Source organism: Allobosea sp. BK604 (assembly GCF_004341515.1).
Lineage (GTDB): Bacteria > Pseudomonadota > Alphaproteobacteria > Rhizobiales > Beijerinckiaceae > Allobosea.
The window spans coordinates 510,450-535,232 of the sequence record NZ_SLZF01000004.1; the positions used below are offsets into that span (position 1 = coordinate 510,450).

The following is a 24,783-nucleotide window of genomic DNA, read 5'->3' on the forward strand; positions in this document are numbered from 1 at the left end:
CAGGACGTGAACAGCAAGACAGAAGGGGATGTGCGGGCCGCCATCCTCATCCCCGCCTATGGCCAGCCGGGGCTGACCGCGGAGGCGCTTCATACGGCCATCGCCCAGCAGGCGGATTTCGCCTTCGCGGTCGTCGTCGTCAATGACGGCTGCCCTTCGCCCGAAACGCACGAGATCTGCCTCAACTTCGCAGCGACGTATCCGGGCAAGGTCTTCTATCTGAAAAAGGCGAATGGCGGCCTCAGCGCCGCCCGGAATTCCGGCCTGGAGTTCGCTCTTTCGGCGTTTCCGGCGCTGGAAGCGGTCTATTTCCTCGATTGCGACAACCATATCGGGCCGTTGCTGCTGCAGCGCATGGTCGATGCATTGCGCGCCTCCGACGAGACCGTCGGATGGGCCTATGCAGATGTCGACAAGTTCGGCTTCGCGAGCTTCGGCGACACGTCCGGGCGCTATTCCCCCCTGGAACACCTGTTCCGCAGCTTCTGCGAGGCCGGCAGCATGGTCTCGCGGCGCATGCTCGATGCCGGCGCCCGGTTCGACACGGCGATGCGCAAGGGCGTCGAGGATTGGGATTTCTGGCTGCAAGGGCTCGGCAAGGGCTTTCGCGGCGTGCACGTCGCGGATGCCGGGTTTCGCTACCGGCGACGCGGCGAGAGCATGCTGGTCGAGGCCGAACGCGATATCGCTCCGATCCTCGCCTATATCCGTGGCAAGCACGCGCAGCTCTACAATGTGAAATCGGTGCTGCGCCTGGAGATCGAGGCGCGGGCGCGCTACGCCATCCATCATCCCGATACCGGCTTCGTCCGCTGCATGACCGCTACCGGGATGAGCGAGCTCATCACGCTCGACGATTATCTCGTCCGGCTGATGCGAGCCGCCGAGCGACCGGACTATGGGCACTGCCCCGGCCATCTGATCGTGATGGATCAAGCGCTCTTCGACACTCTGGCGGGCTGGCGCCTGCTCTCCGGCGTGCTCTGGAAGCTCGAATGCGCAGTGATGCAGGCTGCGATCGCCGCATGCTCGATCACGCTTCACCCTTCGCCTGACCGTACGGTGAGATGGCGCGCCGTCTCGTCCAGCCGGCTCACGGCACAGCAGATCCCATCGCCGCCGGAGACCGCGCAGGTCGTGGCAATCGAGGCAGGGGCTTTGCTGGCACAGCAATTTCCGGACGGCGCCTTCGCCACCGGCAATCATTGGCATGCGGTCAAGCCGTTCGGCGGTCGATTCTTCGATCTGGAGATCGGCCGCGCGCATCCAGGTGAAACGCCGCCTGCAGTCGGAGAGGGTTTCGCATCGCTTCAACGCAGGCTGGAAGCGGTGGCGGTATCTCACGGTCGCGCGCTGTGGCGTGCCGCCGAGCATGACCGCTATCGGGCGCGTGCCGCCGTTCCGCGCGACCTCTATCCCGAGCTGTTCAACACGCCATCCGTCTTTCCGCCTGCCGCATCGCAGCGGAGCGTAGCGCTGGTCGTCGACGACGCCACGCCCGCCGCCATCGCTCTCGCGGCGCAGCTCGCCGAGGCACTGCGAGAGGAGGGGTATGGTCCGCACCTCGTCAGTTTCGGCGCGCTGCTCCCATACGGAGCGGCGCCTCCAGCAGACTTCGACGAGATCGTGGCGCTGCCGCTCGATTCACTGTGCGGAACCGAGGCCTCGAAGCGCCAGAGCTATCTCGGGACGAGCCTGCCGCTTCTGGACTGGCGCGACAGGCAAGCGGCGCTGGCGACGCTTGCCGCCTATTCCCGCGTCGTCTCGGTTGGGAGTCACGTGCTGCACCTGATCGCCGGCGCTCTCCGGCAGTTGAAGGTCGAGACCTGGGCCGTTCTCGTTCGGCCAGACGAGCAATCCGCCGTGGATTCGGTCACTGCATGCTCCGCCTTCGAACAGGCCTATGACGCGATCGTTCCGGATACGGAGGAGTTGCTGCATCTCTGCCGGGCGCTCGGCATTCCGGCAAGGAAGCTGCGCCTGTGGCCCGATGCCGCTCGGGCACTCGTCGCTGCGTCACCCAGCCGGGACGAGGCGGCACCAAGAATCCAATGAGAGCAAGAATCCAACGGGAGAAGGTCTCCATCTGATGCTGCACGCTTCCCCCGATCTGCTGCCCTCGCTCTATGATGGCAGCCCGAAAGTCCTGGTCGCGACGCCTCGAGATCGACCGAGGGGCTTCGTCCCGCCGGCCGATGCCATGCGTTGGCTCGTCGCGGAGACCCTGGATGGCACCGAGTTCGTGCTGTCGCCCGCGGACGGCGGCAGCGTCGGGCTCGATCGCCGCAGGATCGACCTGCCTCCCACCAATGTCTGGGCCGTCTGGAGCCCGGAGCCGACAATTCCCGTGGCCGGCCTGGCGGATTGGTGGTCGCGCTCCGGAGGAAAGGGCGCCGAACCGATCTTCGTCAACGGCGACGCCGCAATGCTGCGCAGCGCGCTGATCGAGCGCTCGCTGGCCGAAGTCGCTCGCCTGACACGGCTGAACCAGTCGCTGATCGAGGATCTCGCAGCCCTGCGTGAAAGCTGGGCGCACGCCATCCGCATCCCGCCCGAACTCGAGGAGCTGCTGGCCAACCTTCGCGCTGCCCCGCCACGCCTCGTCTTCGAGACGCCGGCAGCCAATGGCGGAGCGGCTGTTCCGAGGGTCGAGGATGGCGGTCCGTCAGCGTATCTTCGTCAGCGCCTGCCCATGGGTGCGCGCGGCTTTCTCGGCATCGATCTGCACCTCGCCGCGCCGGGCCTTGGCGATGGCTTCCTCGAAGCGACGCTGGTCGTTCTGGAGACGGAAGCGGAATTGGCACGGTGGCGCATGCCTTATCGCGAACTGGAGGCTGGCTGGGTGCCCCTGCGATTGCCATCCGCATCGGCCCTGACCTGGCGTGGGCTCGAGCTGCGCATCCAGGCCGCCGGCGGGACGACAGCGCCGCGCCTCTCCTGTGCCCCGGTCGGTCTGCTCCGAGACTATGCCTGCGTGGCGTCGGCGGGGGAGGTTCCGCGCGAGGCGATGCTGGAATTCAGGCTCTGGGGCGGCATCCCCGATCTGAAGACGCAAACAGGGGGCGCTGCTCTGCCGGCCAATCCGGCGATCGCGATCCCCGACCAGGTGATCGCAACCATGCGGTCGACCCGGGATCTGACCTGGGCCTACCCATATTTCGGCTATCTCGACCGGGGCAGGGTGCTGCTGCGCCCGTTGAAGGCGTCGCCGGCATCGGCAGCCTGCGTCAGCCTGCCGGCCAAGCCGGGCCTCGCAGCACTGTCCTGCGAAGCCATGATCGACGATGGGCTCTGCAAGACGCGGCTGCTGGTCCGCCTCGTCGCAACCCGCCCGGGCCATGCTGTGGAGGATGCGGAGCACGGCATCGGTGTTCTCGCCGCGAGCGAATGGATCGAGCTCGCTGAGCCGCTCAAGCCCTTTGGCCTGACGGCCCGCCTGCCAGAGTCGGAATCGGGACCTGTCGACCTGCATGTCTTCTCGCGCTTGCCGGAGGGCGGAAAGCTGGACCACGGCCGGGTCATCTTCAGCCGCTTCGCAGCCGAGCTCGACGAACGGGCAGCCTCGAGGCGCCCCCCGATCATGCCCGTGGCGAAGCCGGATTGACGTAGAGTGTTTTCGCGGTTCTCCCAAGCGCGAGAACACTCTATCCCTTTGTTTCAACGCATTTTCTTTGCGCGAACCGGTATCCACGTCACTCGAAGATGCTGTAAGTTCGGTCCTGCCGCGACGTGCTCGCGGCAGGGCGTGCTGGCATAAACGTGATGAGCCTGGCCAAGCTTGACTTGGCCATCTTTGCATTACACTCGTTAAAAGCGGCGCGACTCCCATATGGGGAGCGCGCCGGGCTACGACTAACGCTGGATCGGAGGATCCTGAGGCGATGATGGCATTGCGGGCCATTTGCATTGTTGCCGTCATTGGCTTCGCCGGCTTCCTGGCTTTCGCCTGGCGCTCCGAAATCCCGCCCGAGCAGCCGAATGCACGCCCCGCCTTTGACCCCGCTCTCGTCGCCAAGGGCGCGCAACTGGCCGCGGTCGGCAATTGCATCGCCTGTCATACGGTGCCGGGCAAGGCGGCCTTCGCCGGCGGGCTCGCCTTGCCGACGCCCTTCGGTACGATCTACTCGACCAACATCACACCCGATGCGGAAACGGGCCTGGGCCTGTGGAGCGAAGCCGCCTTCCAGCGCGCGATGCGCCAGGGCGTCGATCGCGAGGGGCGGCATCTCTATCCGGCCTTCCCCTATGACCACTACACGCGGGTCACGACGGAAGACAGCCGCGCGCTCTACGCCTTCATCATGAGCCGCGATCCGGTCAAGGCGACGGCGCCGGCCAACGAGCTGCCGTTTCCGTTCAATGTCAGGCTGATCCTGGCCGGCTGGAAGCTCCTGTTCCTGCGCGAGGGCGAATTGCCACGCGACGCGTCCAAGAGCGAGGCCTGGAACCGCGGCGCCTATCTCACCGAAGGTCTCGGCCATTGCGGCGCCTGCCACACGCCGCGCAACAGCCTCGGCGCCATGGATGCGAAGCGGCCCTTCGCCGGCGGTGAAGCAGAGGGCTGGCAGGCCTATGCGATCAACGCGGAATCGCCTGCTCCAGTGCCATGGAGCAAGGACAGCCTGGCCCAGTATCTGCGCCATGGCTGGCATCCGAACCATGGCGTCGCCCGCGGCCCGATGGCGGAGGTGACCGGCAATCTCGGGCTGCTGCCCGATGCCGATATCGATGCGATCGCGACCTATGTCGCCGACATCATGGGCACGCCGTCGCCGCAGCGACAGCAGGAGGCGCAGAAGCGGATCGAGGACGCGTCCCGCCGGCAGCCTCATGTCGCTTCGGCAGCGCTGACGCAGGGCGCGGCGGGGGCCGGCACGGCGCGATCGGGGGCAGCGATCTATGCCTCCGCCTGCGCCACCTGCCATGATAGCGGACGGCCACAGCCGTTCGGCGGATTGTCGTTCCGGCTCAGCAGCGCTGTGAATGCGCCCAATCCCCAGAATATCGTCAATGTCACGCTGTTCGGGCTGCCCCCGGCCGATGGCGAGGCGGCGCCGGTGATGCCCAGCTTCGCCGGGGTGCTGAGCGACCGGGACATGGTTGCGCTGCTCAACCATTTGCGGGCGCAGTTCACGGACAAGCCGGCCTGGACCGGTCTTGAGGACCTGGTGCGCCGGACGCGGACGGGCGAGCACAAGGTGGCCGTCCGCCCGGCCGATGGAATCGAGCGAGCTCCGGCGAATGTCGGTGCGGAGGAGAGGCGATGACGATCGAGCTCACCATCAACGGCAAGAGTCACAAGGTCGAAGCGGATGCCGCGACGCCCTTGCTCTATGTGCTGCGCAACGACCTCGCCCTGAACGGCGCCAAGTTCGGCTGCGGCCTCGGCCAGTGCGGCGCCTGCACCGTGCTTGTCGACGGCAAGGCGACGCTGTCCTGCATCACACCCATTTCGCTTGCGGAAGGGCGGCAGGTCACGACAGTCGAGGGGCTTGGCACGGCGGAGGCGCCCGGGCCGGTCCAGGCCGCCTTCATCGAATTGCAAGCGGCCCAATGCGGCTACTGCATCCCCGGCATGATGATGAGCGCGCAGGGACTGCTGCAAAGCAATCCCGCGCCGACCGAGACCGAGATCCGCAATGCGCTGCAGACCAATCTCTGCCGCTGCGGCACGCATATGCGCATCCTGGCGGCGATCCGCCGGGCGAGCGAGCTGATGCAGGCTTCGCTCGGCCCGGTCGCGAACAAGAGGGCAGGCTGATGAACGCTCCCTTGACCGGCGCTCTCACGCGCCGCGGCCTGCTGGCCGGAGCCGGCGGCTTGCTGGTCTCCTTCTCGCTGCTGCCTCACGCCTTCGCGCAATCGGCCGCGCCGGCGCAACCCCACCTGCCGGGCAGCCTGGAGACGAGCCGCTCGCTCGATGCCTGGATAAGGATCGACCCCAACGGCCACATCACCATCTTCACCGGCAAGGCCGAGCTCGGTCAGGGGGTGCGCACGGCGCTCCTGCAGGTGGCGGCGGAGGAGCTCGACGTTCCGCCCGGCGAGCTCGAGATCATCACCGCCGATACCGCTCGCACGCCCAATGAAGGCTATACGGCGGGCAGCCAGTCGGCCCAGTATAGCGGCACGGCCTTGCGCCATGCGGCCGCGCAGGTCCGGCAGCTTCTGATCGGAGAGGCGGCCCGGCGTCTCGAACTCGACCCGGGCGTCCTGAAGACGGAAGGCAAGGCCGTACGGGCGCCCGATGGCCGCTCGCTCGGCTATGGCGAGCTGGTCTCGGACCAGTTCCTGCGCGTCGAGGCGAAGCCCGTCTCCATCCTGAAGAAGCCGGACAGCTACCGCTATATCGGGCACTCCCTCCCGCGGGTGGATATTCCGGGAAAGGTCACGGGCGGCGAGGTCTATGTGCATGACATGCGCCTTGAAGGCATGCTGCATGCACGCGTCGTGCGCCCCGCGATCCCCCGCGCTCGCCTGCTCAGTGTGGACTCATCGTCGGTGGAAGCCATGCCCGGCGTCGTCGCCGTTATCCGCGACGGTGATTTCCTCGCCGTCGTCGCGCAGGGTGAGTTCCAGGCCGTGACCGCAATGCATGCGCTCGCCGGCCTGGCGCGCTGGGAGCGGCGCTATGCGTTGCCGGATCAGGCGGCGCTTCCCGCCTATCTGCAGAAGAATGAAAGCACTGTCGGAACCGTCTCCGCGAGCGGCGATCCGGACAAGGCGGCGGGCAAGGTCTTCGAGGCGACCTATACGCGCCCCTATCAGTTGCATGGCTCGATCGGGCCGTCCTGCGGCGTCGCAGTGCTGAAGGACGGGCAGCTGACGGTCTGGTCGCATACGCAGGGCGTCTATCCGGATCGCGCCGCCATCGCCGAGATGCTCGGCATGCCGCCGAACAAGGTCCGCGTCATCCATCGTGAAGGCGCCGGCTGCTATGGCCATAACGGCGCCGACGATGCTGCCGCCGATGCCGCGCTGATCGCGTCGAAACTGCCTGGGCGCCCGATCCGGCTCCTGTGGATGCGCGACCAGGAGCATGCAGGCGAGCCGTTCGGAGCGCCGATGCTGATGAAGATCCGCGCCACGCTCGGCGATGACGGGCGCATCGCCGGCTGGAATTACGATCTCTGGAGCAACGACCACAACACGCGGCCGGGCGGGGCGCGCTCACTGCTGGCGGCGCAGGCGAAGGAGAACCCGTTCCCGCCGCCGGTGCCGAAGCTGGCGATCACACCCAACGGCAATGGCGACCGCAACGCCAACCCGCTCTACGACCTGCCGAACAAACGCGTGCTCTGGCACTATGTCGAGGACATGCCGCTGCGCATCTCGGCGCTCAGAGGGCTCGGCGCCTATGCGAATGTCGTCGCGATCGAGAGCTCGATCGACGAGCTCGCGCTCATGGCCAATGCCGATCCCGTCGAGTTCCGGCTGCGGCATCTCAGCGATCCGCGGGCGCGCGATGTCGTGGAGCTTGCCGCCAAGCGCTTCGGTTGGTCGAATGAGAAGCTTCCGCCGCATCGCGGCCGCGGCTTCGCCTTCGCCAAATACAAGAACCTCGCCGCCTATCTCGCCATCGCGGCCGAGGTCGAGATCGAACGCGAGACAGGGCGCGTGCGCCTCGTGCGTGCGGTGTCCGCGATCGATACCGGCGAGGCGATCAACCCGGACGGCATCATCAACCAGACCGAGGGCGGCATCCTGCAGGCGACGAGCTGGACGCTCTACGAGGCCGTGACCTTCGACGAGAACGAAGTGACGAGCACGGACTGGTCGAGCTACCCGATCCTGCGGTTCTCGAGCGTGCCGGACAAGGTCGAGGTGCATGTGATCAACCGGCCCGGCCTGCCATTCCTCGGCACGGCAGAGGCGGCGCAGGGGCCGACCGGAGCCGCGCTCGCCAACGCCGTCAGGCATGCGACCGGCAGGCGGATCTACGACTTGCCGCTGAGCCGCCAACGGGTGAAGCAGGCGATCGGCATCTGAGCCAGCGTCGGAGCGACCGGTTGCGTGCAACGCAACGGCACCGGCATCCGTAACTCGGATGCCGGTGCGATCATCTGCGCCGGCGGGCCGGACGTGGGCGTTCAGCGCTTCTCCTGCGACTGAAGGAAGTCCGCGAAATACTCGTCCACGCTGATCGACCGGCCAATGATCCCGGCGTCGAGCGCCTGGTTGATGAAGGCCTGGACGGCCTTCCTGTTGGCCTCCGTGAGCCCGTGTCCATAGGGGTTGGAGCCGAGAAGATCCGCCGTCTTGTCCAGCTCGGCCTCCATCCAGGGGAATGCGTCGGGGAAGCCGCGCTGGGAAGCGTCGAAACTGCCATTGGCGGCGGCGAAAGCGTCGGTCAGGCTGCGTGCGATCCAGGGCGCGCGCTCCCAGAGCGAGCGTCTGAGGACGACGATATGCATCATCGGGAAAATGCCGGTGCTGCGATAATAATCGGTCTCGGCCGCGCGGAAATCGGGGAACAGCCGCACGATCGGCCCTTTGTCCGCATCAAGCAGTTTTGGGCGCGGCGGGCTCCACATCGCATCGATTTCGCCGGCGACGAGCATTTCCGCGAGGAAGCGGCCGGCGGGGGCAGGGCGAACATGGTTCGGAAGCTCCGCCACTTGCGCCGCCTGCTGCGTCTCGCCCGGGATCTCGATATCGCCGACATGCCATTCGACGGATTCGAGCGGGACGCCCATGGCGACCTGCGCGTGCCGGTACCAGATGCCGCCGCTGGCGAACCAATTGTACAGGCCAAGCCGCTTCCCGATCAGGTCCTTCGGCGATCGGACCGGCCCATCCTTGCGGACATAGATGTCCCGCATGGTGAAGCCGCGCAGGATGAAAACGGGCAGGGCGACGAAGCTACGGTCGCCCGTCTCGACCCGGCGCAGATGAGCACCCATCGAGCTTTCGCCACCGTCGAACTCAGTCGCGATCGTGGCGCGGCGCAGCAGATCGGCGCGGAGCGGCCAGGAGCCGCCACGCCCGATCGTCAGGGAAAGGTCGATGCCGGCGGGCTTCACCGCCCCGCTCGCGAGCGGCATGACGCGCGCGTAATCGGCGCAGGCGAGGCGAACAGAAATCTCGGTCATTCAAACAGGCTCCGGTTCTGCTGGGGCATGGGCGGTCTGCAAGCCGTTCGAGAGGATGATCTCGAAAGGAAGGATGCTGTCGAAGGGACCGGATGCCTTGCTCTCGTCGTAGAAGGCGTTGAGCGCGTCCACGACCGCGGGTCCGAACAGCTCGTAGGGCGAGCGGACCGTGCTGAGCCAGGGGGCAAGGAACTCGTTCATCGGATTGCCGTCGAAGCCGAAGATCGTCGAGTCGCGCGGCAGGCTCAGGCCGATCTCGAAGCAATGTCGGGCCACGCCATAGGCGATCTCGTCGGTCGTGCAGAAGATCGCCCGCGGCGGCGCGTCCGCCGAGATGTGCGTCTTCGCGAGCTGATAGGCCGAATCCCGCCGGCGCGTGGAGACGTCGATCTCGGGGAGGGGACAATCTGCCCCCGCCAGCTCCTGGAACCTGCGCTGGAAGGAGGTGACGCGGTCGCGGCTTGCCGATGATTTGAGGGGGGCGTGGAAGATCCAGGCGCCTTGGTGATGCTGCGAGAACAGGTATTCCGCGACCTCGCTGGCGGCGCGCACGTTGTCGATACCGACATGCCGCGCCGGGACATCATAGGGGCAGCGCCGGTTGACGAAGACGAGCGGCTCGTTCGACTTCAGGCTCTGCTCGAGCTCCGGGCTCTGGACGGCGCCGAGCATGACGACGCCGAAGACCTGCAGGGCCCTCATCTCCCGGAGCATGGCATCCTGCTGATCCGGGTCTTCGCCGGTATTGGCGAGGACCATGACGAGCCCCTGGTCGCGCAACGCCCGCTCGATCGATCCGGAAATCAGCGCGTGGTAGGCGTTGCCGAGATCGGGCGCCAGGACGCCGACAATATGGCTGCGCTGCTGGCGCAAGGCCCTGCCGGCACGAGACGGCAGATAGGACAGGGTCTCGACGGCCTTGAGCACGCGCTCGCGCGTCGCTGGCGAAGCCTTGTTGGGGACGTTGTTGATCACCCGTGAGACGGTCGCCGTGGACACACCGGCAAGACGCGCGACCTCCTCGATGGAGGCGGCCGATGCCTGAGGCGCTTTTGGATCCCTGGTCGCGATGCTGATCTTGGGCTTGGCCGGCTTCGATGGCATTCGCTTCGGTCTCGCAGCGATGACGGGCGCGCGCTCATAGTTGACACGGCCGGCCCAGTATGACTACGATTAAGGGTAATCGATTACCCTGTCAAGTCCCTTCGACTCCCGGATTTCGATGTCAGGCCGAAACCGGGAGTGGCTTGATCTCAAGGGCGGTCGAGGCGGCCCGGCCGCCAGCCGAACTCTATAAGGAGCGGAGGGGATAGATCATGGATCGTAGAACTTTCTTGGGTGCCTCGCTCGGACTTGCGGCGGGAAGCTTGGCAAGCCCCCATGTCGCAAGGGCTGCCGCAGATCGCGTCATCAAATTCATTCCGCAGCGCGACCTCAACTCGAAGGACCCGATGTGGATACCTGCGGCGAACGTACGCACGCATGGCTATATGATCTTCGATACGCTTTACGGGATCGACGAGAATTTCCGGCCCCAGCCGCAAATGGCGGAGGGCGCGGCGATCGAGGATGACGGCAAGCTCTGGAAGATCAGGCTGCGGCCGGGCCTGAAATTCCATGACGGGACGCCCGTGCTGGCGCGCGATGCCGCCGCCAGCATTCGGCGCTTCTGCGTGCGCGATCCGCTGGGGCAGGCCCTGGCGGCGGTGACCGATGAACTGTCCGCGCCGGATGACCGCACCATCCAGTTTCGGCTGAAGCGCCCGTTCGCGCTGCTGCCCGACGCGCTGTCGAGCACGCCCCTGTTCATGCCGGCCATCATGCCGGAGCGGCTGGCGAATACCGACCCGATGAAGCAGGTGACGGACATGGTCGGCAGCGGGCCGTTCCGCTACGTCGCCAACGAGGAAATGCAAGGCGAACGCTACGCCTACGAGAAGTTCGCCGGCTATGTTCCGCGGGATTCAGGCACGCCGGGTTGGACCGCAGGCCCGAAGGTCGTCAACATCGACCGGGTCGAATGGAAGGTCATCCCCGATCCGGCCACGATCGCGGCGGCGCTGCAGACCGGTGAGGCCGACTGGATCGAATATGCGCCGCTCGACCTTCTGGATGTGCTGAGGAGCGCCCGCAACGTCAAGGTCGCAGTGACGGATCCGACCGGCATGAAGGCCGATATGCGGATGAACCAGGCGATACCGCCCTTCGACAATCCGGAGATACGCCGCGCGCTGCTCGGCGCCGTCAAGCAGGAGGATTATTGCATCGCGATGGCGGGGACGGACCCGTCCGGCTGGAAGGCGCGCGTCGGATTCTTCGTGCCCGGCAGCCCGATGGCGAGCGATGCCGGATTGGATGTCTTCGACACGCCGCGGGACTTCGCCGCCGTCGCCGCGAAGATCAAGGCGGCCGGATACAAGAACGAGAAGGTCGTGATCATGTCTCCCGGCGATATCCCGGCGGGCAAGGCTGCATCCATCGTCAACGCCGACATGCTCCAGAAGGTCGGCATGAACGTCGACTATGCCGAGCTTGACTGGGCCAGCATCGCGCAGCGCCGGATGAAGAAGGAGCCCGTCGAGCAGGGCGGCTGGAATATCTGGATCGCGCCGGGGCCCGGCCTGAGCCAGTTCAATCCGGTTGCGGCGACGCTGTTGCGCACGGGACCGCAGGCCTATTTCGGCTGGCCGAAGAGCGACCGGCTCGAGGAGTTGCGCAACGAATGGCTCACGGCGCCCGATCTGGCGGCGCAGAAGCGCGTAGCGGTGGAGATCCAGAAGCAGGCATTCATCGATCTGCCGATGATCCCGCTGGGTATGTACTACCAGCCGACGGCTTACCGGACGAGCCTCGAAGGGGTGCTCTCAGGGTTCGCGACGTTCTGGAATGTCAGGAAGGCCTGAGTAGCCGCTCGAAAGCGCGCGTCCCGAACTCGGGCGTTCCCCTGGATGATCGTAGGGGGATGCCCGAGGCGAATGTCACATGCCGTCGAATTCGGCCCCCCCGGATCGTGGGGGTTGCCTGATGATGAGAAGAGAGCCGAGCGAATGCTTGATCAACCGCAATCGAATATCGAGAAAGTCCTTTCGCATCTCGCGGAGAACGAGGGTGCAGCCCTCGAACGCCTGTTTAGTTTCCTTCGCATTCCCAGCATCAGCACGGTCAGCGACTATGCGGGTGACTGCCAGAAGGCGGCGGAGTGGCTTGCGGCCCAGTTCGAGGGGCTCGGCTTCAGCGCGAGCGTTCGGCAAACGCCGGGGCGCCCGATCCTGATCGCCCATTCCGACGAGGCGGGGCCGGACGCGCCGCATATCCTCTATTACGGCCATTACGATGTGCAGCCGGCCGATCCGGAGGAGCTCTGGACCAGCCCGGCCTTCGAACCGGTTCTGATAGACGGCCCGGCCGGCAAGCGGATCGTCGCCCGCGGCGCGGCAGACGACAAAGGCCAGGTGATGATCTGGGTGGAGGCATTCCGCTCCTGGCGCGCGGTCCACGGCAAGCTGCCGGTGCGGGTGACGGTTCTCGTCGAGGGCGAGGAGGAGACCGGAAGTCCTAGCCTCAAGCCCTTTCTCCAGGCGCATGCCGACGAGTTGAAGGCCGATGTCGCTGTCATCAGCGACGGCAACATGTGGGATATCGCGTCGCCCTCGATCACCACGCGCCTGCGCGGCACGGTCTACACCCAGATCAAATTGCGCACGGCCAATTGCGATCTGCATTCGGGCCTGTTCGGCGGTGTCGCGCGCAATGCCTTGAACGCCCTGACGCAGTTGCTCGGGGGGCTGCATGACGAGCAGGGCAGGGTGCAGATTCCCGGCTTCTACGACGACGTGCCCGAGCTTCCGGAGGCGCTCGCCCGACAATGGGATGCGCTCGCCTTCGACGAGGCCGCATTGCTGAAGTCCTTCGGCCTCGCGACGCCCGCCGGCGAGACCGACCGGCCGGCACTGCAGAGGCTCTGGTCGAGACCAACAGCGGATATCCACGGCATCTGGGGTGGCTATACCGGAGAAGGTCGCAAGACGGTCATCCCCGCCGAGGCGCATGCCAAGATCTCGTTTCGCGTGGTGCCCGGCCAGGACCCGCAGCGCGTCGCTCAGTGCTTCCGCCGCTTCCTCGACGACAGGCGGCCGCCCGATGCCGAGATCACGCTGGACGTGCTCGGCGCCGAGCCGGGAATCGAGATTCCGGCCGACACCCGCTGGATGCGCGCGGTGAGGCGGGCTCTCGGCGATGAATATGGCAAGCCGGCGATTCTGGGCGGTTGCGGCGGCGCCCTTCCGATGGTCGGGGCCTTGAAGAGCATCCTTGGAGTGGATGCGCTCCTGTTCAGCTTCGGCCTCGACGACGATCAGGTCCACAGCCCGAACGAGAAGTTCGAGCTCCGCTGCTACCGCCAGGGCGCTCGCGCACATGCGCGGCTGCTCGCAGAGCTCGGCCGGGCGACCTGATCCGAGGTTCGCGGATCAAATCCGCCGCAGGACAGCGCGCGAGGCCAGACAAGGGGGGACGATCGGCGGAATTTTACGGGGAAGCCGGCAAGTCCGCATGGAATCCTTATGTCCAGCGTACTTCATATCGGGCAGGCAGGCGTTCCCTCCGTGGGTGCTGCCTCGAAGCACTTCGGATGGCCGCTGGTTCGGTCTGAGCTCGAAGCGCGTAACCGATGATGGAGCGTATGCATCCCGGCATACGGATGACCGCGATGTCGACATCGAGAACGGATTTTGGCGACGGCGCTGCGCCAGTGGCGCTCGCCGAGCAGCGGCAGGGCCTGCAACTGTCGGACCTGCCCAGAGTCGTTGGCTATCTGGCGGCCGTGGCCATGGCGGCGCTCGCGACAGTGGTCGCGGTCGGGTTCGACACCGCAGTCGCGGTTCCGAACCTGTCGCTCGTCTATGTGATCCCGGTGGTGGTCTCCGCGGTCCTGTTCGGCCTCGGTCCCTCGTTGAGCGCGGCGGTGCTCGGCGCGCTCTCCTTTAATTTCTTCTTCACCGAGCCGCTCTATTCGCTGCGCGTCGACGATCCCGCGAACATCTGGGCGATCGGCCTGCTTTTCCTGGTCGGCTGCATCTCGAGCGCCGTCGCCTCCACAGCGCAGCGCAAGGCGAATGACGCGGCGCGCCACCGGCAGCAAGCGCAGATCCTGCAGGGCTATAGTCACGCCGTCATTGCGGCGAAGAGCAACAAGGCGATCCTGTCGCTGACCGCAGCCACCCTCGATAAGCTGTTCGGCGTTCCGGCCGTGGTGATCATCTCGGCCGATGCCAAGGCCGAACTGGCCGAGCTTCGCGGCGGGCTTACGCCGAGTGCGGTGGAGTTCGAGGCGGCGACCGCATCTTTGGCCAGCCGAAAGCGCGTTCCCGCGGCAGTCTATCCGTTCGACGAATCCCGCTTCGACTTCTGGCCCGCCCCTACGGCCGACGGACCGTCGGCGGTGATCGGCCTCGCCTTCGATCCGGAGGAACGCCCGGCCGAGCCCGGCCTCCTGGCCGAACTCGTGGCCAATCTCCTGTCGCTGGCCCTCGCTCGCCAGACAATGACCGGCCGCCCCGTCGCGTGAGCGCAAGTCCGGGCCTTTCGGACATCAGCGCGCGATCATGACCGCGCGCTGATGTCGCCGGGGTCACGCGACCTTGGCGTGCAATGTGCCGACGCCCTCGACATAGCCTTCCATGACGTCGCCGCGCACGATCGCGCCGACGCCGGAGGGCGTTCCGGACATGATCAGGTCACCCGGCTGCAGCTCGAACAGGCCGGAGAGATAGGAGATCATCTCCGGCACCTTCCAGATCATGTGGTTGAGGTCGCCCTGCTGGCGGATCTCGCCATTGACCTTGAGCCAGATCGCCCCGTTCTCGGGATGGCCGATCGTGCTTGCCGGAACGATCTCGCCCATTGGCGCCGAATGCTCGAAGGCCTTGCCGATCTCCCACGGCCTTGCTGCCTTCTTGCACTCGTCTTGCAGGTCGCGCCGGGTCATGTCGAGGCCGACGGCATAGCCGTAGACGTGATCGAGCGCGCTATCGACGGGGATGTCCTTGCCGCCCTTGGCGAGGGCGACGATCATCTCGATCTCGTGGTGAACATTGCTGCTGCGCGGCGGATAGGGGAAGTCGGCCCCGTCGAGGACGACGTTGTCGGGGTTCTTCTGGAAGAAGAAGGGCGCCTCGCGATTGGGATCGCCGCCCATCTCGATCGTATGGGCGGCGTAGTTGCGGCCGACGCAATAGATGCGGTGGACCGGGAAGCGGCTCTGCGTTCCGCGCACCGGCAGCGTGACCGGGGCAGGGGCCTGGACGACATGGTTCTGAGGCGTGGCGATATTCATCTTGCGGGGTCCTTCGTTGGCAAGAGGATGGGTCAGCGCGAGGCGGCGTAATAGGCGAACCGACGTTCGAGCCCGGCCAGCAATTCGTTGAGGGTGAAGGCGAAGGTGAAGAGCACGAGCAGCAGCGCCCAGAAATGCTCCATCAGGAAGTGCGACTGGTAGATCTCGAAGAGCGTGCCGAAGCCGACCACCGAGACTAGCAATTGCCCGATGATCACGCCCTTCACCGCCCGGATCATGCCCAGCCGGATGCCGGCCAGGATCTCGGGCAGCGCCGCCCAGAGATAGATCCGGCTGAAGGCCTGCCAGGTATTGGCGCCGAAGCTGCGGGCCATCTCGACCAGCGAGGGCGAAATGGCGCGGATGCCGGCACGGGTGTTGAGCACGATGATCCACATCGAGAACAGCACGACGGTGAGCACGATCGTCGTCTCGCCGAGCCCGAAGAGCACCATGATGACCGGGACCAGCGCGCTGAGCGGCGCCGAGAGGAACAGGTTGACCCAGGGCAGGAGCAGCCGGTCGGCGATGACCGAGCGGCCCATCAGGATCCCGAGCGGGACGCCGATGACGATCGCGATGGCATTGCCCAGCAGAAAGGCCTTGGCGGTGATCAGCAGCGCGTCGAGGAACGAGGCGGTCGGGACGATCTCGACGACGCGCCAGACGATGCGCGACAGCGGCGGCAGGATGAAGCCCGCGTCGGTATGCCCGACGATCTCCCAGATCACGGCCCAGACGATCAGCGACGTCATCAGGGGAAGGCGAATGCCGGAAATGACCATGGCCGCCCCCTAGTCCAGATAATGCTTGAGCTGCTGCCAGATCTCCTCGACCACATCGAGATAGGCGCTGTCGCGCCTGATCTTGTCCGGGTCGCCGTCGCGGATGATCTTCGGTTCGATCACCGCCGAGACGCGGCTCGGGCGGCGCGAGAGCAGCGCGATCCGATCGGAGACATAGACCGCCTCCTCGATGCTGTGCGTCACGAAGATGAACGACTTGCCTTCATTGGCGACGAGCTCGAGCAGTTCCTCCTGGAACTTGCGGCGCGTCTGCTCGTCGACCGCCGAGAACGGCTCGTCCATCAGCACGACCTTGGCATCGACCGCGAGCGCCCGGGCCAAGCCGACGCGCTGGCGCATGCCGCCCGAGAGCTCGTGCGGGTACTTTTTCTCGAAGCCCTTGAGGCCGACGCGCGCAATCTGGCGTTCGGCGATGGCCTCACGCTCGCCATGGGCCACGCCGCGCAATTCGAGCCCGAAGGCGACATTGCGGATGACGCTCGCCCAGGGCATCAGCGCGAAATCCTGGAAGACGAAGGCGCGTTCGGGGCCAGGCCCCTTCACTTCGCGACCGTCGACGAAGACCTGGCCGCCGCTGGCCGGGATCAGGCCCGCGATGATCTTCAGGAGCGTGGTCTTGCCACAACCGGATGGTCCGAGCAGGGTCGTCAGCCGGCCTTCCGGAAAGTCCAGCGAGATGCCGCTGAGCGCCTCGATGCCGCCGGCATAGGTCTTCGAGACGCTCTTGACCTCGACGATCGGCCGGGCGGGGAGGGGAGGCAGCGCAAGCTCGCTCACGGGCTGCGCCGTCGTGCTTTCAAGGTTCGGGTTCATGCGCGCGCCTCCGGTCGGAACAGGGTGACCTCGATCCGTTCGAGCATCTCGATGAACAGGACCGAGAACACGATGATGGCGAGAATGGCCGCGTACATCTTCGGATAGTCGGCGACCGACTGGTTGTAGGAGATCACGTCGCCGATGCCGGTCGGCGTGATCAGCAGCTCGGCGAGGATGACGCCGATGAAGGCCGCCGCGCAGCCCAGCCGAAGACCGGCGAAGATCATCGGGCTCGCCGCGGGCAGGATGATGAGGCGGATGCTCTGGCTGCGGCTGGCGAGAAAGGACCGGCCCATTTCCAGAAGCGATTTCGGCGTGTTGCGCACCGCGCCCAGCGTGTTCAGCACGATGACCGGCATGGCCATGATGCAGACGGTCATGATCTTGGCCGTGAGCCCGATTCCATAGGCGAAGGTCAGGATCGGGATGAGGGCGGCCAGCGGCGCCGCCTGCGCGATGATGAAGACCGGCGCGATCAGCCATTCCGAGGGCTCGTGCAGCCCCATCAGAACGCCGAGCGCGATGCCGAGCAGGACCGAAACGGCAAGGCCGATGACGAGTGGATGGAGCGTGATCAGGAAGGCCTTGAAGAGGGTGCCGTCGGCGATGATCGCGCCGAGACCACCCATGGTTTCCAGGAAGGTCGGGAAGGCCGGGCTCAGCGGAATTCGCCCGGCATATTCCCAGAGCGCGAGCACGGCCGCGAAGGACAGCAGACGCAGGACGAGCGGGTGGATCAGGACATCGCGCCAGTAGCTGGCCTGAGCGTCACGACGCGTCGGAAAGGCGGTGGCAAGGTCGGATATCTGCAAGGGAGGTCACTCCGCTTGTGAGAGCCGTAGCAGGGGCCGCCGGGCATGATCGCCCGGCATGCCGGTTGGCGCGACAGGCAGGCGCGAGCCTGGCCTAGCTGCCCAAGGCCTTGCGCGCCCGCTCGAGCGGCGCGAGATACCAGAAGTCCTCGACCTTCAGCTCAGCCACCGGCCCCTGCATCTGCCCGGCCTCGGTGTAGAACTCGAAATCGGCCTTCGCGATCTCGGCATTGCCGCCGGTCGGCGCATAGACGCCCTCCTTCGTCGCCATCGTGTAGAATTTGGTGATGCCCTCCAGCACCTCCTTCGGCTGGTCGGCCATCAGCTTGCGCTTGGCACGCTCCTGCTCGACCACTGCCGGGTTGGCCGCCATTTCCTGCCAAAGCCGCAGGAATTCGGTGACGATGACATCGACCTGCTTCTCGTTCTTCTTGATCCACTCGATCTGCCCGAACAGGGTCTCGTCGGAGGCAGGCTCGCTGACGCCGGGCAGGACGTGGAAGCGGTCACCTGCCTTCTCCAGCAGCAGGTTCTTGTTGGCGAGATCGACCACGGTCGCTTTGATCTGGCCCTTCATCATGCCGATGATCCGGTTCTCCGAGCCCGGCACATAGCTGCGCTCGCCGAACTGAATACCTTCGCGCTTGGCGATGATGTTGCCGATCGCCTCCGTCCCGGTCGCGCGGGCGTGGAAGGTGATCGGCTGGCCGTTCATGTCCTTCCAGGATTTGTAGGATTTGTCGGCGACCGGGAAGAAGACGAGGCGCGTGCCCTGGAAGAGGACGCGCAGCGGCGCCTTGCTCTTCTGGACGACGGCATAGGGCGTGCCGATGCCCAGATCGGCCTGGCCGTTGATCACGGCCTGGATGGCGAGATCCTCCTTCGAGAAATGCGTGACCTGGTAGTCGACGCCTTTCTCCTTGGCGCGTTCGAGCGCGATGACCATGGCGAGCGTCTCGGTCGAGAGCACGTCTCCGAGCGCGATCCGGACCTTGTTCTGCGCCTGCGCTTCCAGGCTCCCGAACATCAGCGCGGCCGCGACGGCAGCGGCACCGACCATGGCGGACAGTCTTCCTCCCAAGGGCTTCATCATCTGATTCCTCCCATGATTATTGCTTGGTCTTTTGAGCGATCTGGTCGCAACCAATTTTTATTTGGGCAATGTCATGTGGCAAATTGATCCTGTCAAGGTAGCAGTTTCCGCAGAACAGCTAGCTTGTGCGGTCTTCGAGATGCCATTGTTTCAACCAATTTCATAATGGTTGCAATCGCCGGCGATCCGTGGAATCAAGTCGGAACCACCTATTGCCGGTCACGTCATGATGGATCAGAAAGTCACCCCTCCGGCCGATGCCGCCTATTCAGGGGTCCTGACGCAGCTTTATGGCTTCCTCGCCTCGGCGCGGCTTCCCGATGACGGGCGGCTGCCGCCCGAGCGGGAACTGGCCGAGATGCTCGGCGTCAAGCGAACCGAATTGCGCAAGGGCCTGGCCGTGCTCGAGCGGGAGGGGCAGCTCTGGCGCCATGTCGGCAAGGGCACCTTCGTCGGATCGCGGCCGCCGCAACTGGTCGATATCTCGGATCTGGCGCAGCGCAGCAACCCGATCCAGGTGATGAAGGCGCGCATCGCGCTTGAGCCGGAACTCGCCCGCCTCGCCACGATCAATGCGACGGCCGCCGAAATCGCCACGCTTGCCGAGCTGAACGAGGCCTGTCGCAGTTCGACGACCTGGCGCGAATACGAAGCCTATGACGCGCGCTTCCACCACGAGATCGCCGAGGCCGCGCATAACCCGATCCTGCTCGCGCTGTTCGACACGTTGAACGCCGTGCGCCGTGCCGTCACCTGGGGGCGGCCGCGGCCGAGCCATGGCAGCCCGCCCTCGGACCACCATAGTTTCGACGACCACGCCCGGATCGTCGACGCCATCGCCCATCGCGAGCCGGCCGGCGCGGCCGAGGCGGTGCGCCGGCATCTCCAGAATGTCGAGGATCGGCTGATCGGGCGCGCGCCCTGAGGAGGAGAGGGGCCTTCGACGTCAACGGCGACGTTGGCCCGGAATCCAATGGGAAGCCGGCGCGGCAAGGCAACCGGCCCCCTTGAAGTCCGGCGCAGCCGCGGCGTGCTGCTGCGCCGGCTTGAGGGTCAGTCGTAGAGAACCGCGGCGATGCGCGGATCGGTGAGGTTCGACTTGTCGTAATAGTAGAAGCCGGTGTCGATCTTTGGCGCGACCTTCTCGCCCTTGATCGCAGCGACCGCGGCCTTGACGGTCTCGTAGCCGATGCCGACCGGATTCTGGGTGATGGCGCCCGCCATGATGCCGTCGCGGATCGCCTGTTTCTGCGCAGCGCCCGAATCGAAGCCGATGATCACGAGGCGGCGGTTCATCTCGCGCGCGCCATTGGCGACGCCGATCGCCGAGCCTTCGTTCGCGCCGAACATGCCCTTCAGGTCGGGATTGGCCTGGAGGATCGCCTTGGTGATCTCGGTCGACTTCAGATGGTCGCCGGCGCCGTATTCGATTGCGACGATCTCGATCTTCGGATGGGCCTGCTTGATCCGGTTGACGAAACCGTCGCGGCGGTCGACGCCGGTGCGGCTGGTCTGGTCATGGACGAGGACAGCGACCTTGCCGGCGCCACCGATCAGCTCGGCCATCTTGTCGGCGGCGAGGGCGGCGGCGGCGATGTTGTCGGTCGCCGCGGTCGTCACCGGGATATCGCTCTCGACGCCGGAATCGAACGCGATCACCGGGATGCGGGCGCTCTTGGCCTGCTGCAGCAGCGGGATCGCCGCCTGGCTGTCGAGCGCGGCAAAGCCGATGGCCGTCGGCTTCTTGGCGAGGGCGGCAGCCAGCATGTCGATCTGGCGGTCGACCATCGTCTCGTTGTCGGGCCCCTCGAACGAGATGGTGACCTTGTATTCGGCCGCCGCCTTCTCGGCGCCTGCCTTCACCGCCTGCCAGAACTGATGCTGGAAGCCCTTCGAGATCAACGGGATGTAGATCTTCTCCTGGGCCATGGCGATTGGTGACGCTGCGAGCAATGCAGTTGCGGGGATTCCACCGAGGACCAGGCGTCTGGTGGGCATGCTTTCCTTGCCTCTGGTCATTGTCTCCTCCTGTTCGATCGGTCTTGGTCTTCGGCAGACGAGCGATGCGGCCCGCCAGCCCTTTGGTCAGCCACGCCTGCGGCGCAACTGGTCGGCATAGACGGCCACGATGATGATCGCGCCGGTCACCACGGTCTGCCATTCCGGCGCGACCGAGAGGATGCGCAGCCCGTTGGTCAGCACCGACATGATGAGCGCGCCGATCAGCGTGCCGAGCACGGTGCCGCGCCCGCCCGATAGCGAGGTGCCGCCAATGACCACCGCAGCGATGGCGTCGAGCTCATAGCCCTGTCCAAGCGCGGGCTGGGCGGAGTTGAGGCGCGCGGCGATCAGGATGCCGGCAATGCCGCAAATCGCACCCGCGAGCGCGTAGACGGCGATCTTCCAGGCATCGGTGTTGACGCCGGAGAGCCGGATCGCTTCCTCATTCGAGCCGATCGCATAGGTGTAGCGGCCGAGCACGGTGCGCGCGAGGATCCAGGCGGCGAAGCCGGCGACGGCGAAGAGCAGCAGCACGCCGTTCGGGATCGGCAGCTGGGGGATGACCATTCCCACCAGCGAGCCCTGGGCGATCTGGGTGAAGCCCGGCGTGCTGTTGAAATAGATCGGCCGGGTGCCGGAGATGATCAGCGCCAGGCCCTTCAGCATCAGCATCATGCCCAGCGTGGCGATGAAGGGCGGGATCTTCATGCGGGCGATGATCGTGCCCGAAACCAGCCCGCAGGCCGCGCCGGCGAGGATGGCGGCGAGGATGCCGACAGGCAGCGGCATGCCCCACCAGGTCAGCACCACGCCGCAGATCACGGCGCAGAAGGTCATCAGCGTTCCAACCGAAAGATCGATGCCGCCGGTGATGATCACCAGCGTCGCCGCCACCGCCAGCACGGCGTTGACCGAGGTCGCCTGCAGGATGGCCATGATATTCGAGGTCTGGAGGAAGTTGGGCGAGGCCAGGCTGAAGCCGACCACCAGGATCAGCAGGCTCGCAAAGGCGAGGAGCTTCTGCCCGGCGCCCGAAACCTTGGCGCCGGCCGCGAGCGTGCGCGTCGGAAAGGCGGTCATGCCGGCTGCTCCTCTGTCAGGGCCTCGCGCTGGGTCGCGAGCCGCATGATCTCTTCCTGGGTCGTGTGAGGACCACCGGGCAGGATACCGGTCAGGCGCCCCTCGCACATGACGGCGATGCGGTGGCTGAGGCGCAGCACCTCCGGCAACTCGGAGCTGATCACGATGATCGCCCGGCCCTGGGCGGCGAGCTCGGCGAGCAGCCGGTAGATTTCCGCCTTGGCGCCCACGTCGATGCCACGGGTCGGCTCGTCGAAGATCAGGATGTCGCAGTCGCGCAGCAGCCATTTGGCGATGACCACCTTCTGCTGGTTGCCGCCGGAGAGCAGCCGTACTTCCTGCTGCTCCGAGGGGGTACGGATCCCCAGCCTGCCGATATAGCGGCGCGCGGTTTCGCCCATGGCCGCCTCGTTCAGCCGGCCGAGCCGGTCGGTGAAGCGCTGGAGGCTCGCGATCGCGACATTGTCGCGCACATCCATGCCGAGCGCGAGGCCGAAATGCTTGCGGTCCTCGGACAGGTAGCCGATGCCGGCGCGAACCGCGTCCCTGGGACTGCGAATAGCGCGCGGCTCGCCATGGACCCTGATCTCGCCGGCCTCATGCCGGTCGGCGCCGAAGATGGCGCGGGCCACCTCGGTGCGGCCGGCGCCCATCAGCCCGGCGAAGCCGAGGATCTCGCCCCGGCGCAAGGTGAAGCTGACATTTCGGATTGCCCGGCCACGGCTGAGCCCTTTCACCTCGAGCACCACCGGCTGGGTAGAGAGGTCGGGCACCGGCAGCGCCTCGTCAGTCAGCGCACGGCCGACCATCATGGTGATGATGGTTGCGATCGGCGTATCCGCCGCCTCGACCGTGCCGACGAACTCGCCGTCTCGCATCACCGTGACCCGGTCGGCGATCTGGCGGATCTCGTCCATCTTGTGGCTGATATAGACGATGCCGACGCCCTCGGTGCGGAGCTGGCGGATGATCCGGAAGAGCTCCGCGATCTCGGCATCGTTCAGCGCCGCCGTCGGCTCGTCCATGATCAGGATGCGGCTCTTCACCGACAGGGCCTTGGCGATCTCGACCATCTGCTGGCGGGCGATGGTGAGCCCCTCGACGAGTGCCCGCGGCTCCATGGCGATGTTCATCGCGTGGAAGATCGCGGCTGCCCGGGCGTTCAGCGCCGCCTCGTCGAGCCGGCCGAAGGACTGTCGCGGCTCGCGGCCGATGAAGATGTTCTGGGCGACCGTGAGGTCGTTCATCAGCGCCAGCTCCTGGTGGATCATGGCGATGCCGAGGTTCTGCGCCGCCCGCGGCGAGGCGATGGCGACCTCCTGGCCGTCGATGGCGATGCTGCCGCTATCGGGCTGGTAGATGCCGGCGAGAATCTTCATCAGCGTGGATTTGCCGGCGCCGTTCTCACCCATCAGGGCATGGACCTCGCCGGCCCGAAGCTCGAATTGCGCCTGCTTCAGCGCATGAACGCCGGGAAACCGCTTCTCGATGCCGGCCATCTGCAGGAGGCCGGTCATGACGCGGCTATCCGTCCGGCGAAAGGCGCTCGCTCAGGCCCGCCTGCCGGCCGGCCTCGACGGGAATCCTGGTCCCCGGGGCACATCGGCATTTCCATCCCGTTTGCCGCCATTTGTGCGGCTATGTTTATATATGGATATGCTATTTATGCCTGAACATAATGGCAAGCGACTTCACCGAAGCGGCGACCATCGAACAAGCCGCGCCGACAGAGGGGAGGGCGAAGTGGACACGCAGGAGGCTGTGGACGCCGCGGCGGAAGGAAGCGAGCGCTATCGCGCGCCCGCGCTCGACAAGGGGCTGGATATTCTCGAATTGCTTTCCGAGCAGTCGGCCGGCCTCACCCGTGGCGAGATCGTCAAGGCAATGGGCCGCGGCCCCTCCGAAATCTACCGGATGCTGGAGCGGCTGGTGGCGCGCGACTATGTGGTGCGCTCGTCCGGCGGCGATCGCTACGCGCTGTCGATGAAGCTTTTCGTGCTCGCCAATCGCCATCCGCCGATCCGCCGGCTGGTGGCCCAGGCCCAGCCGCAAATGGACGCCTTCGCTCGCCAGACCGGGCAGTCGTGCCATCTCGTCGTGCCTGACCGTGGGGCTGCGATCGTCGTGGCGCAGGCCAGCCCGATGGACACCTGGGAGTTCCGCGTGCGTGTGGGCGCCCGGCTCGGCTTGCTCGATACCGGCTCCGGCCTGACGCTGCTCGCGTTCCAGAACCCCGCGCGGCGGACCGAGACCCTTGCCGTCTGGGGCGGCAGCGAGGCGCTCGCGCAACTGCATCGGATCGAGACCGAGTTCGCGGCGACGAGAGCGCGCGGCTACCGCCAGGGTCCGAGCCGGCAGCTCCTCGGGATCACCGATCTATCTGCGCCGATCCTGTCGCCTGAAGGCGACGCCGTCGCCGTCGTGACCTGCGCATGGATTGGCCGCCCGGGATCCGAACCAGAGGCGGCCATGGAGACCACGGTCGCGCAGTTGCGGAGATTGGCTGCCGAGCTGTCGCTGAGCTGAGGTCGCGAAGCGCATGGCATGTCCGAGGAATATCCGACTGCCGGATGCAGACCGAACCTGCGGGCGACCACGGCACTTGGAGCGGAAGTCGGCGTGTAGCGGTCAAGCGGATGGCATCGATGCGTAGCCTCGGGAAATGCAGCATCGAAACAGTAGCTTGCGCTATCGTGCTCAACGGGAATGGAAGGCGGTTGCTCCGCAGAAGCGAAGGCTCCGGAACCAC

At 66.1% G+C, this 24,783-nt stretch carries 20 protein-coding genes; 10 read left to right on the forward strand and 10 right to left on the reverse strand.

Annotated features, from left to right (window positions below):
- Positions 1-6: 6 nt before the first annotated feature.
- From EV560_RS15425 to EV560_RS15445, 5 genes are all read left to right on the forward strand, one after another.
- Positions 7-2,055 carry a glycosyltransferase family A protein gene (locus tag EV560_RS15425; RefSeq protein ID WP_207908035.1) on the forward strand — a complete coding sequence of 683 codons (2,049 nt, stop codon included), beginning with the start codon at positions 7-9 and terminating at the stop codon, positions 2,053-2,055.
- Between the two features lie 34 nt (positions 2,056-2,089).
- Positions 2,090-3,604: a DUF6212 domain-containing protein gene (locus EV560_RS15430; protein WP_131856649.1), complete on the forward strand. Its 1,515-nt coding sequence runs from the start codon at positions 2,090-2,092 to the stop codon at positions 3,602-3,604.
- 277 nt (positions 3,605-3,881) lie between these two features.
- Positions 3,882-5,267, forward strand: coding sequence for a c-type cytochrome (locus EV560_RS15435; RefSeq protein ID WP_131856650.1), 1,386 nt, complete (start codon positions 3,882-3,884; stop codon positions 5,265-5,267).
- Positions 5,264-5,761: a (2Fe-2S)-binding protein gene (locus tag EV560_RS15440; RefSeq protein WP_131856651.1), complete on the forward strand. Its 498-nt coding sequence runs from the start codon at positions 5,264-5,266 to the stop codon at positions 5,759-5,761. The genes EV560_RS15435 and EV560_RS15440 overlap by 4 nt, the downstream gene beginning before the upstream one ends.
- On the forward strand, positions 5,761-7,989 hold the full coding sequence (locus EV560_RS15445) for a xanthine dehydrogenase family protein molybdopterin-binding subunit (protein ID WP_131856652.1): 2,229 nt from the start codon (positions 5,761-5,763) through the stop codon (positions 7,987-7,989). Before EV560_RS15440 ends, EV560_RS15445 begins: the two co-directional genes overlap by 1 nt.
- 101 nt (positions 7,990-8,090) lie before the next feature.
- Here the strand turns inward: EV560_RS15445 and EV560_RS15450 are convergent, their stop codons facing one another.
- Together EV560_RS15450 and EV560_RS15455 are read right to left on the reverse strand one after the other, a co-directional pair.
- The gene (locus tag EV560_RS15450) at positions 8,091-9,092 is read right to left on the reverse strand and encodes a substrate-binding domain-containing protein (RefSeq protein ID WP_131856653.1); all 1,002 of its coding nucleotides are present in this window, start codon (positions 9,090-9,092) and stop codon (positions 8,091-8,093) included.
- Positions 9,093-10,196, reverse strand: a complete 1,104-nt coding sequence (locus EV560_RS15455) for a LacI family DNA-binding transcriptional regulator (RefSeq protein WP_131856654.1) — start codon at positions 10,194-10,196, stop codon at positions 9,093-9,095. It lies immediately after the preceding gene.
- 209 nt (positions 10,197-10,405) lie between these two features.
- On the opposite strand from EV560_RS15455, the gene EV560_RS15460 reads away from it, so the two are divergent.
- The 3 genes from EV560_RS15460 (at position 10,406) to EV560_RS15470 (ending at position 14,658) form a co-directional block, all read left to right on the forward strand.
- On the forward strand, positions 10,406-11,995 hold the full coding sequence (locus EV560_RS15460; protein ID WP_465247013.1) for an ABC transporter substrate-binding protein: 1,590 nt from the start codon (positions 10,406-10,408) through the stop codon (positions 11,993-11,995).
- A 144-nt stretch (positions 11,996-12,139) separates the two neighbouring features.
- Entirely contained in the window at positions 12,140-13,546 is a 1,407-nt protein-coding gene (locus EV560_RS15465) for a M20/M25/M40 family metallo-hydrolase (RefSeq protein WP_131856656.1), read from the forward strand.
- A 296-nt stretch (positions 13,547-13,842) separates the two neighbouring features.
- Complete coding sequence (locus EV560_RS15470; protein ID WP_165923481.1) at positions 13,843-14,658, forward strand: DUF4118 domain-containing protein; 816 nt, start codon at positions 13,843-13,845, stop codon at positions 14,656-14,658.
- A gap of 63 nt (positions 14,659-14,721) precedes the next feature.
- Here the strand turns inward: EV560_RS15470 and EV560_RS15475 are convergent, their stop codons facing one another.
- The 5 genes from EV560_RS15475 to EV560_RS15495 all read right to left on the reverse strand — a co-directional run bounded on the left by EV560_RS15475 (position 14,722) and on the right by EV560_RS15495 (position 18,953).
- Entirely contained in the window at positions 14,722-15,426 is a 705-nt protein-coding gene (locus tag EV560_RS15475) for a fumarylacetoacetate hydrolase family protein (RefSeq protein ID WP_131856658.1), read from the reverse strand.
- Between the two features lie 32 nt (positions 15,427-15,458).
- The gene (locus tag EV560_RS15480) at positions 15,459-16,211 is read right to left on the reverse strand and encodes an ABC transporter permease (RefSeq protein ID WP_131856659.1); all 753 of its coding nucleotides are present in this window, start codon (positions 16,209-16,211) and stop codon (positions 15,459-15,461) included.
- Between the two features lie 9 nt (positions 16,212-16,220).
- The gene (locus EV560_RS15485) at positions 16,221-17,045 is read right to left on the reverse strand and encodes an ABC transporter ATP-binding protein (RefSeq protein ID WP_131856660.1); all 825 of its coding nucleotides are present in this window, start codon (positions 17,043-17,045) and stop codon (positions 16,221-16,223) included.
- Positions 17,042-17,860 (reverse strand): ABC transporter permease, encoded by an 819-nt coding sequence (locus EV560_RS15490; RefSeq protein WP_131856661.1) that lies wholly within the window; start codon positions 17,858-17,860, stop codon positions 17,042-17,044. The genes EV560_RS15485 and EV560_RS15490 overlap by 4 nt, the downstream gene beginning before the upstream one ends.
- Before the next feature lie 94 nt (positions 17,861-17,954).
- Complete coding sequence (locus EV560_RS15495; protein ID WP_207908036.1) at positions 17,955-18,953, reverse strand: ABC transporter substrate-binding protein; 999 nt, start codon at positions 18,951-18,953, stop codon at positions 17,955-17,957.
- 226 nt (positions 18,954-19,179) lie between these two features.
- Between EV560_RS15495 and EV560_RS15500 the strand changes: the two genes are divergently transcribed.
- Complete coding sequence (locus EV560_RS15500; protein WP_248312056.1) at positions 19,180-19,878, forward strand: FadR/GntR family transcriptional regulator; 699 nt, start codon at positions 19,180-19,182, stop codon at positions 19,876-19,878.
- Positions 19,879-20,006: 128 nt separating this feature from the next.
- Here EV560_RS15500 and EV560_RS15505 read toward each other — a convergent pair whose 3' ends face one another.
- From EV560_RS15505 to EV560_RS15515, 3 genes are all read right to left on the reverse strand, one after another.
- Positions 20,007-20,951, reverse strand: a complete 945-nt coding sequence (locus EV560_RS15505; RefSeq protein WP_131856788.1) for an ABC transporter substrate-binding protein — start codon at positions 20,949-20,951, stop codon at positions 20,007-20,009.
- An 87-nt stretch (positions 20,952-21,038) separates the two neighbouring features.
- Positions 21,039-22,034, reverse strand: coding sequence for an ABC transporter permease (locus EV560_RS15510; RefSeq protein ID WP_131856662.1), 996 nt, complete (start codon positions 22,032-22,034; stop codon positions 21,039-21,041).
- Positions 22,031-23,551 carry a sugar ABC transporter ATP-binding protein gene (locus tag EV560_RS15515; RefSeq protein ID WP_131856663.1) on the reverse strand — a complete coding sequence of 507 codons (1,521 nt, stop codon included), beginning with the start codon at positions 23,549-23,551 and terminating at the stop codon, positions 22,031-22,033. Before EV560_RS15515 ends, EV560_RS15510 begins: the two co-directional genes overlap by 4 nt.
- Positions 23,552-23,777: 226 nt before the next feature.
- On the opposite strand from EV560_RS15515, the gene EV560_RS15520 reads away from it, so the two are divergent.
- The gene (locus tag EV560_RS15520; protein ID WP_248312057.1) at positions 23,778-24,560 is read left to right on the forward strand and encodes an IclR family transcriptional regulator; all 783 of its coding nucleotides are present in this window, start codon (positions 23,778-23,780) and stop codon (positions 24,558-24,560) included.
- The last annotated feature ends 223 nt before the right edge of the window (positions 24,561-24,783 follow it).

Bases quoted from the DNA above. Each gene is read 5' to 3' on its own strand.
- EV560_RS15510 (WP_131856662.1), bottom strand. From the start codon at position 22,034: ATGACCGCCTTTCCGACGCGCACGCTCGCGGCCGGCGCCAAGGTTTCG.
- EV560_RS15445 (WP_131856652.1), top strand. From the start codon at position 5,761: ATGAACGCTCCCTTGACCGGCGCTCTCACGCGCCGCGGCCTGCTGGCC.
- EV560_RS15485 (WP_131856660.1), bottom strand. From the start codon at position 17,045: ATGAACCCGAACCTTGAAAGCACGACGGCGCAGCCCGTGAGCGAGCTT.
- EV560_RS15450 (WP_131856653.1), bottom strand. From the start codon at position 9,092: ATGACCGAGATTTCTGTTCGCCTCGCCTGCGCCGATTACGCGCGCGTC.
- EV560_RS15465 (WP_131856656.1), top strand. From the start codon at position 12,140: ATGCTTGATCAACCGCAATCGAATATCGAGAAAGTCCTTTCGCATCTC.
- EV560_RS15495 (WP_207908036.1), bottom strand. From the start codon at position 18,953: ATGATGAAGCCCTTGGGAGGAAGACTGTCCGCCATGGTCGGTGCCGCT.
- EV560_RS15455 (WP_131856654.1), bottom strand. From the start codon at position 10,196: ATGCCATCGAAGCCGGCCAAGCCCAAGATCAGCATCGCGACCAGGGAT.
- EV560_RS15515 (WP_131856663.1), bottom strand. From the start codon at position 23,551: ATGACCGGCCTCCTGCAGATGGCCGGCATCGAGAAGCGGTTTCCCGGC.
- EV560_RS15480 (WP_131856659.1), bottom strand. From the start codon at position 16,211: ATGGTCATTTCCGGCATTCGCCTTCCCCTGATGACGTCGCTGATCGTC.
- EV560_RS15435 (WP_131856650.1), top strand. From the start codon at position 3,882: ATGATGGCATTGCGGGCCATTTGCATTGTTGCCGTCATTGGCTTCGCC.
- EV560_RS15440 (WP_131856651.1), top strand. From the start codon at position 5,264: ATGACGATCGAGCTCACCATCAACGGCAAGAGTCACAAGGTCGAAGCG.
- EV560_RS15475 (WP_131856658.1), bottom strand. From the start codon at position 15,426: ATGAATATCGCCACGCCTCAGAACCATGTCGTCCAGGCCCCTGCCCCG.
- EV560_RS15430 (WP_131856649.1), top strand. From the start codon at position 2,090: ATGCTGCACGCTTCCCCCGATCTGCTGCCCTCGCTCTATGATGGCAGC.
- EV560_RS15500 (WP_248312056.1), top strand. From the start codon at position 19,180: ATGATGGATCAGAAAGTCACCCCTCCGGCCGATGCCGCCTATTCAGGG.
- EV560_RS15505 (WP_131856788.1), bottom strand. From the start codon at position 20,951: ATGCCCACCAGACGCCTGGTCCTCGGTGGAATCCCCGCAACTGCATTG.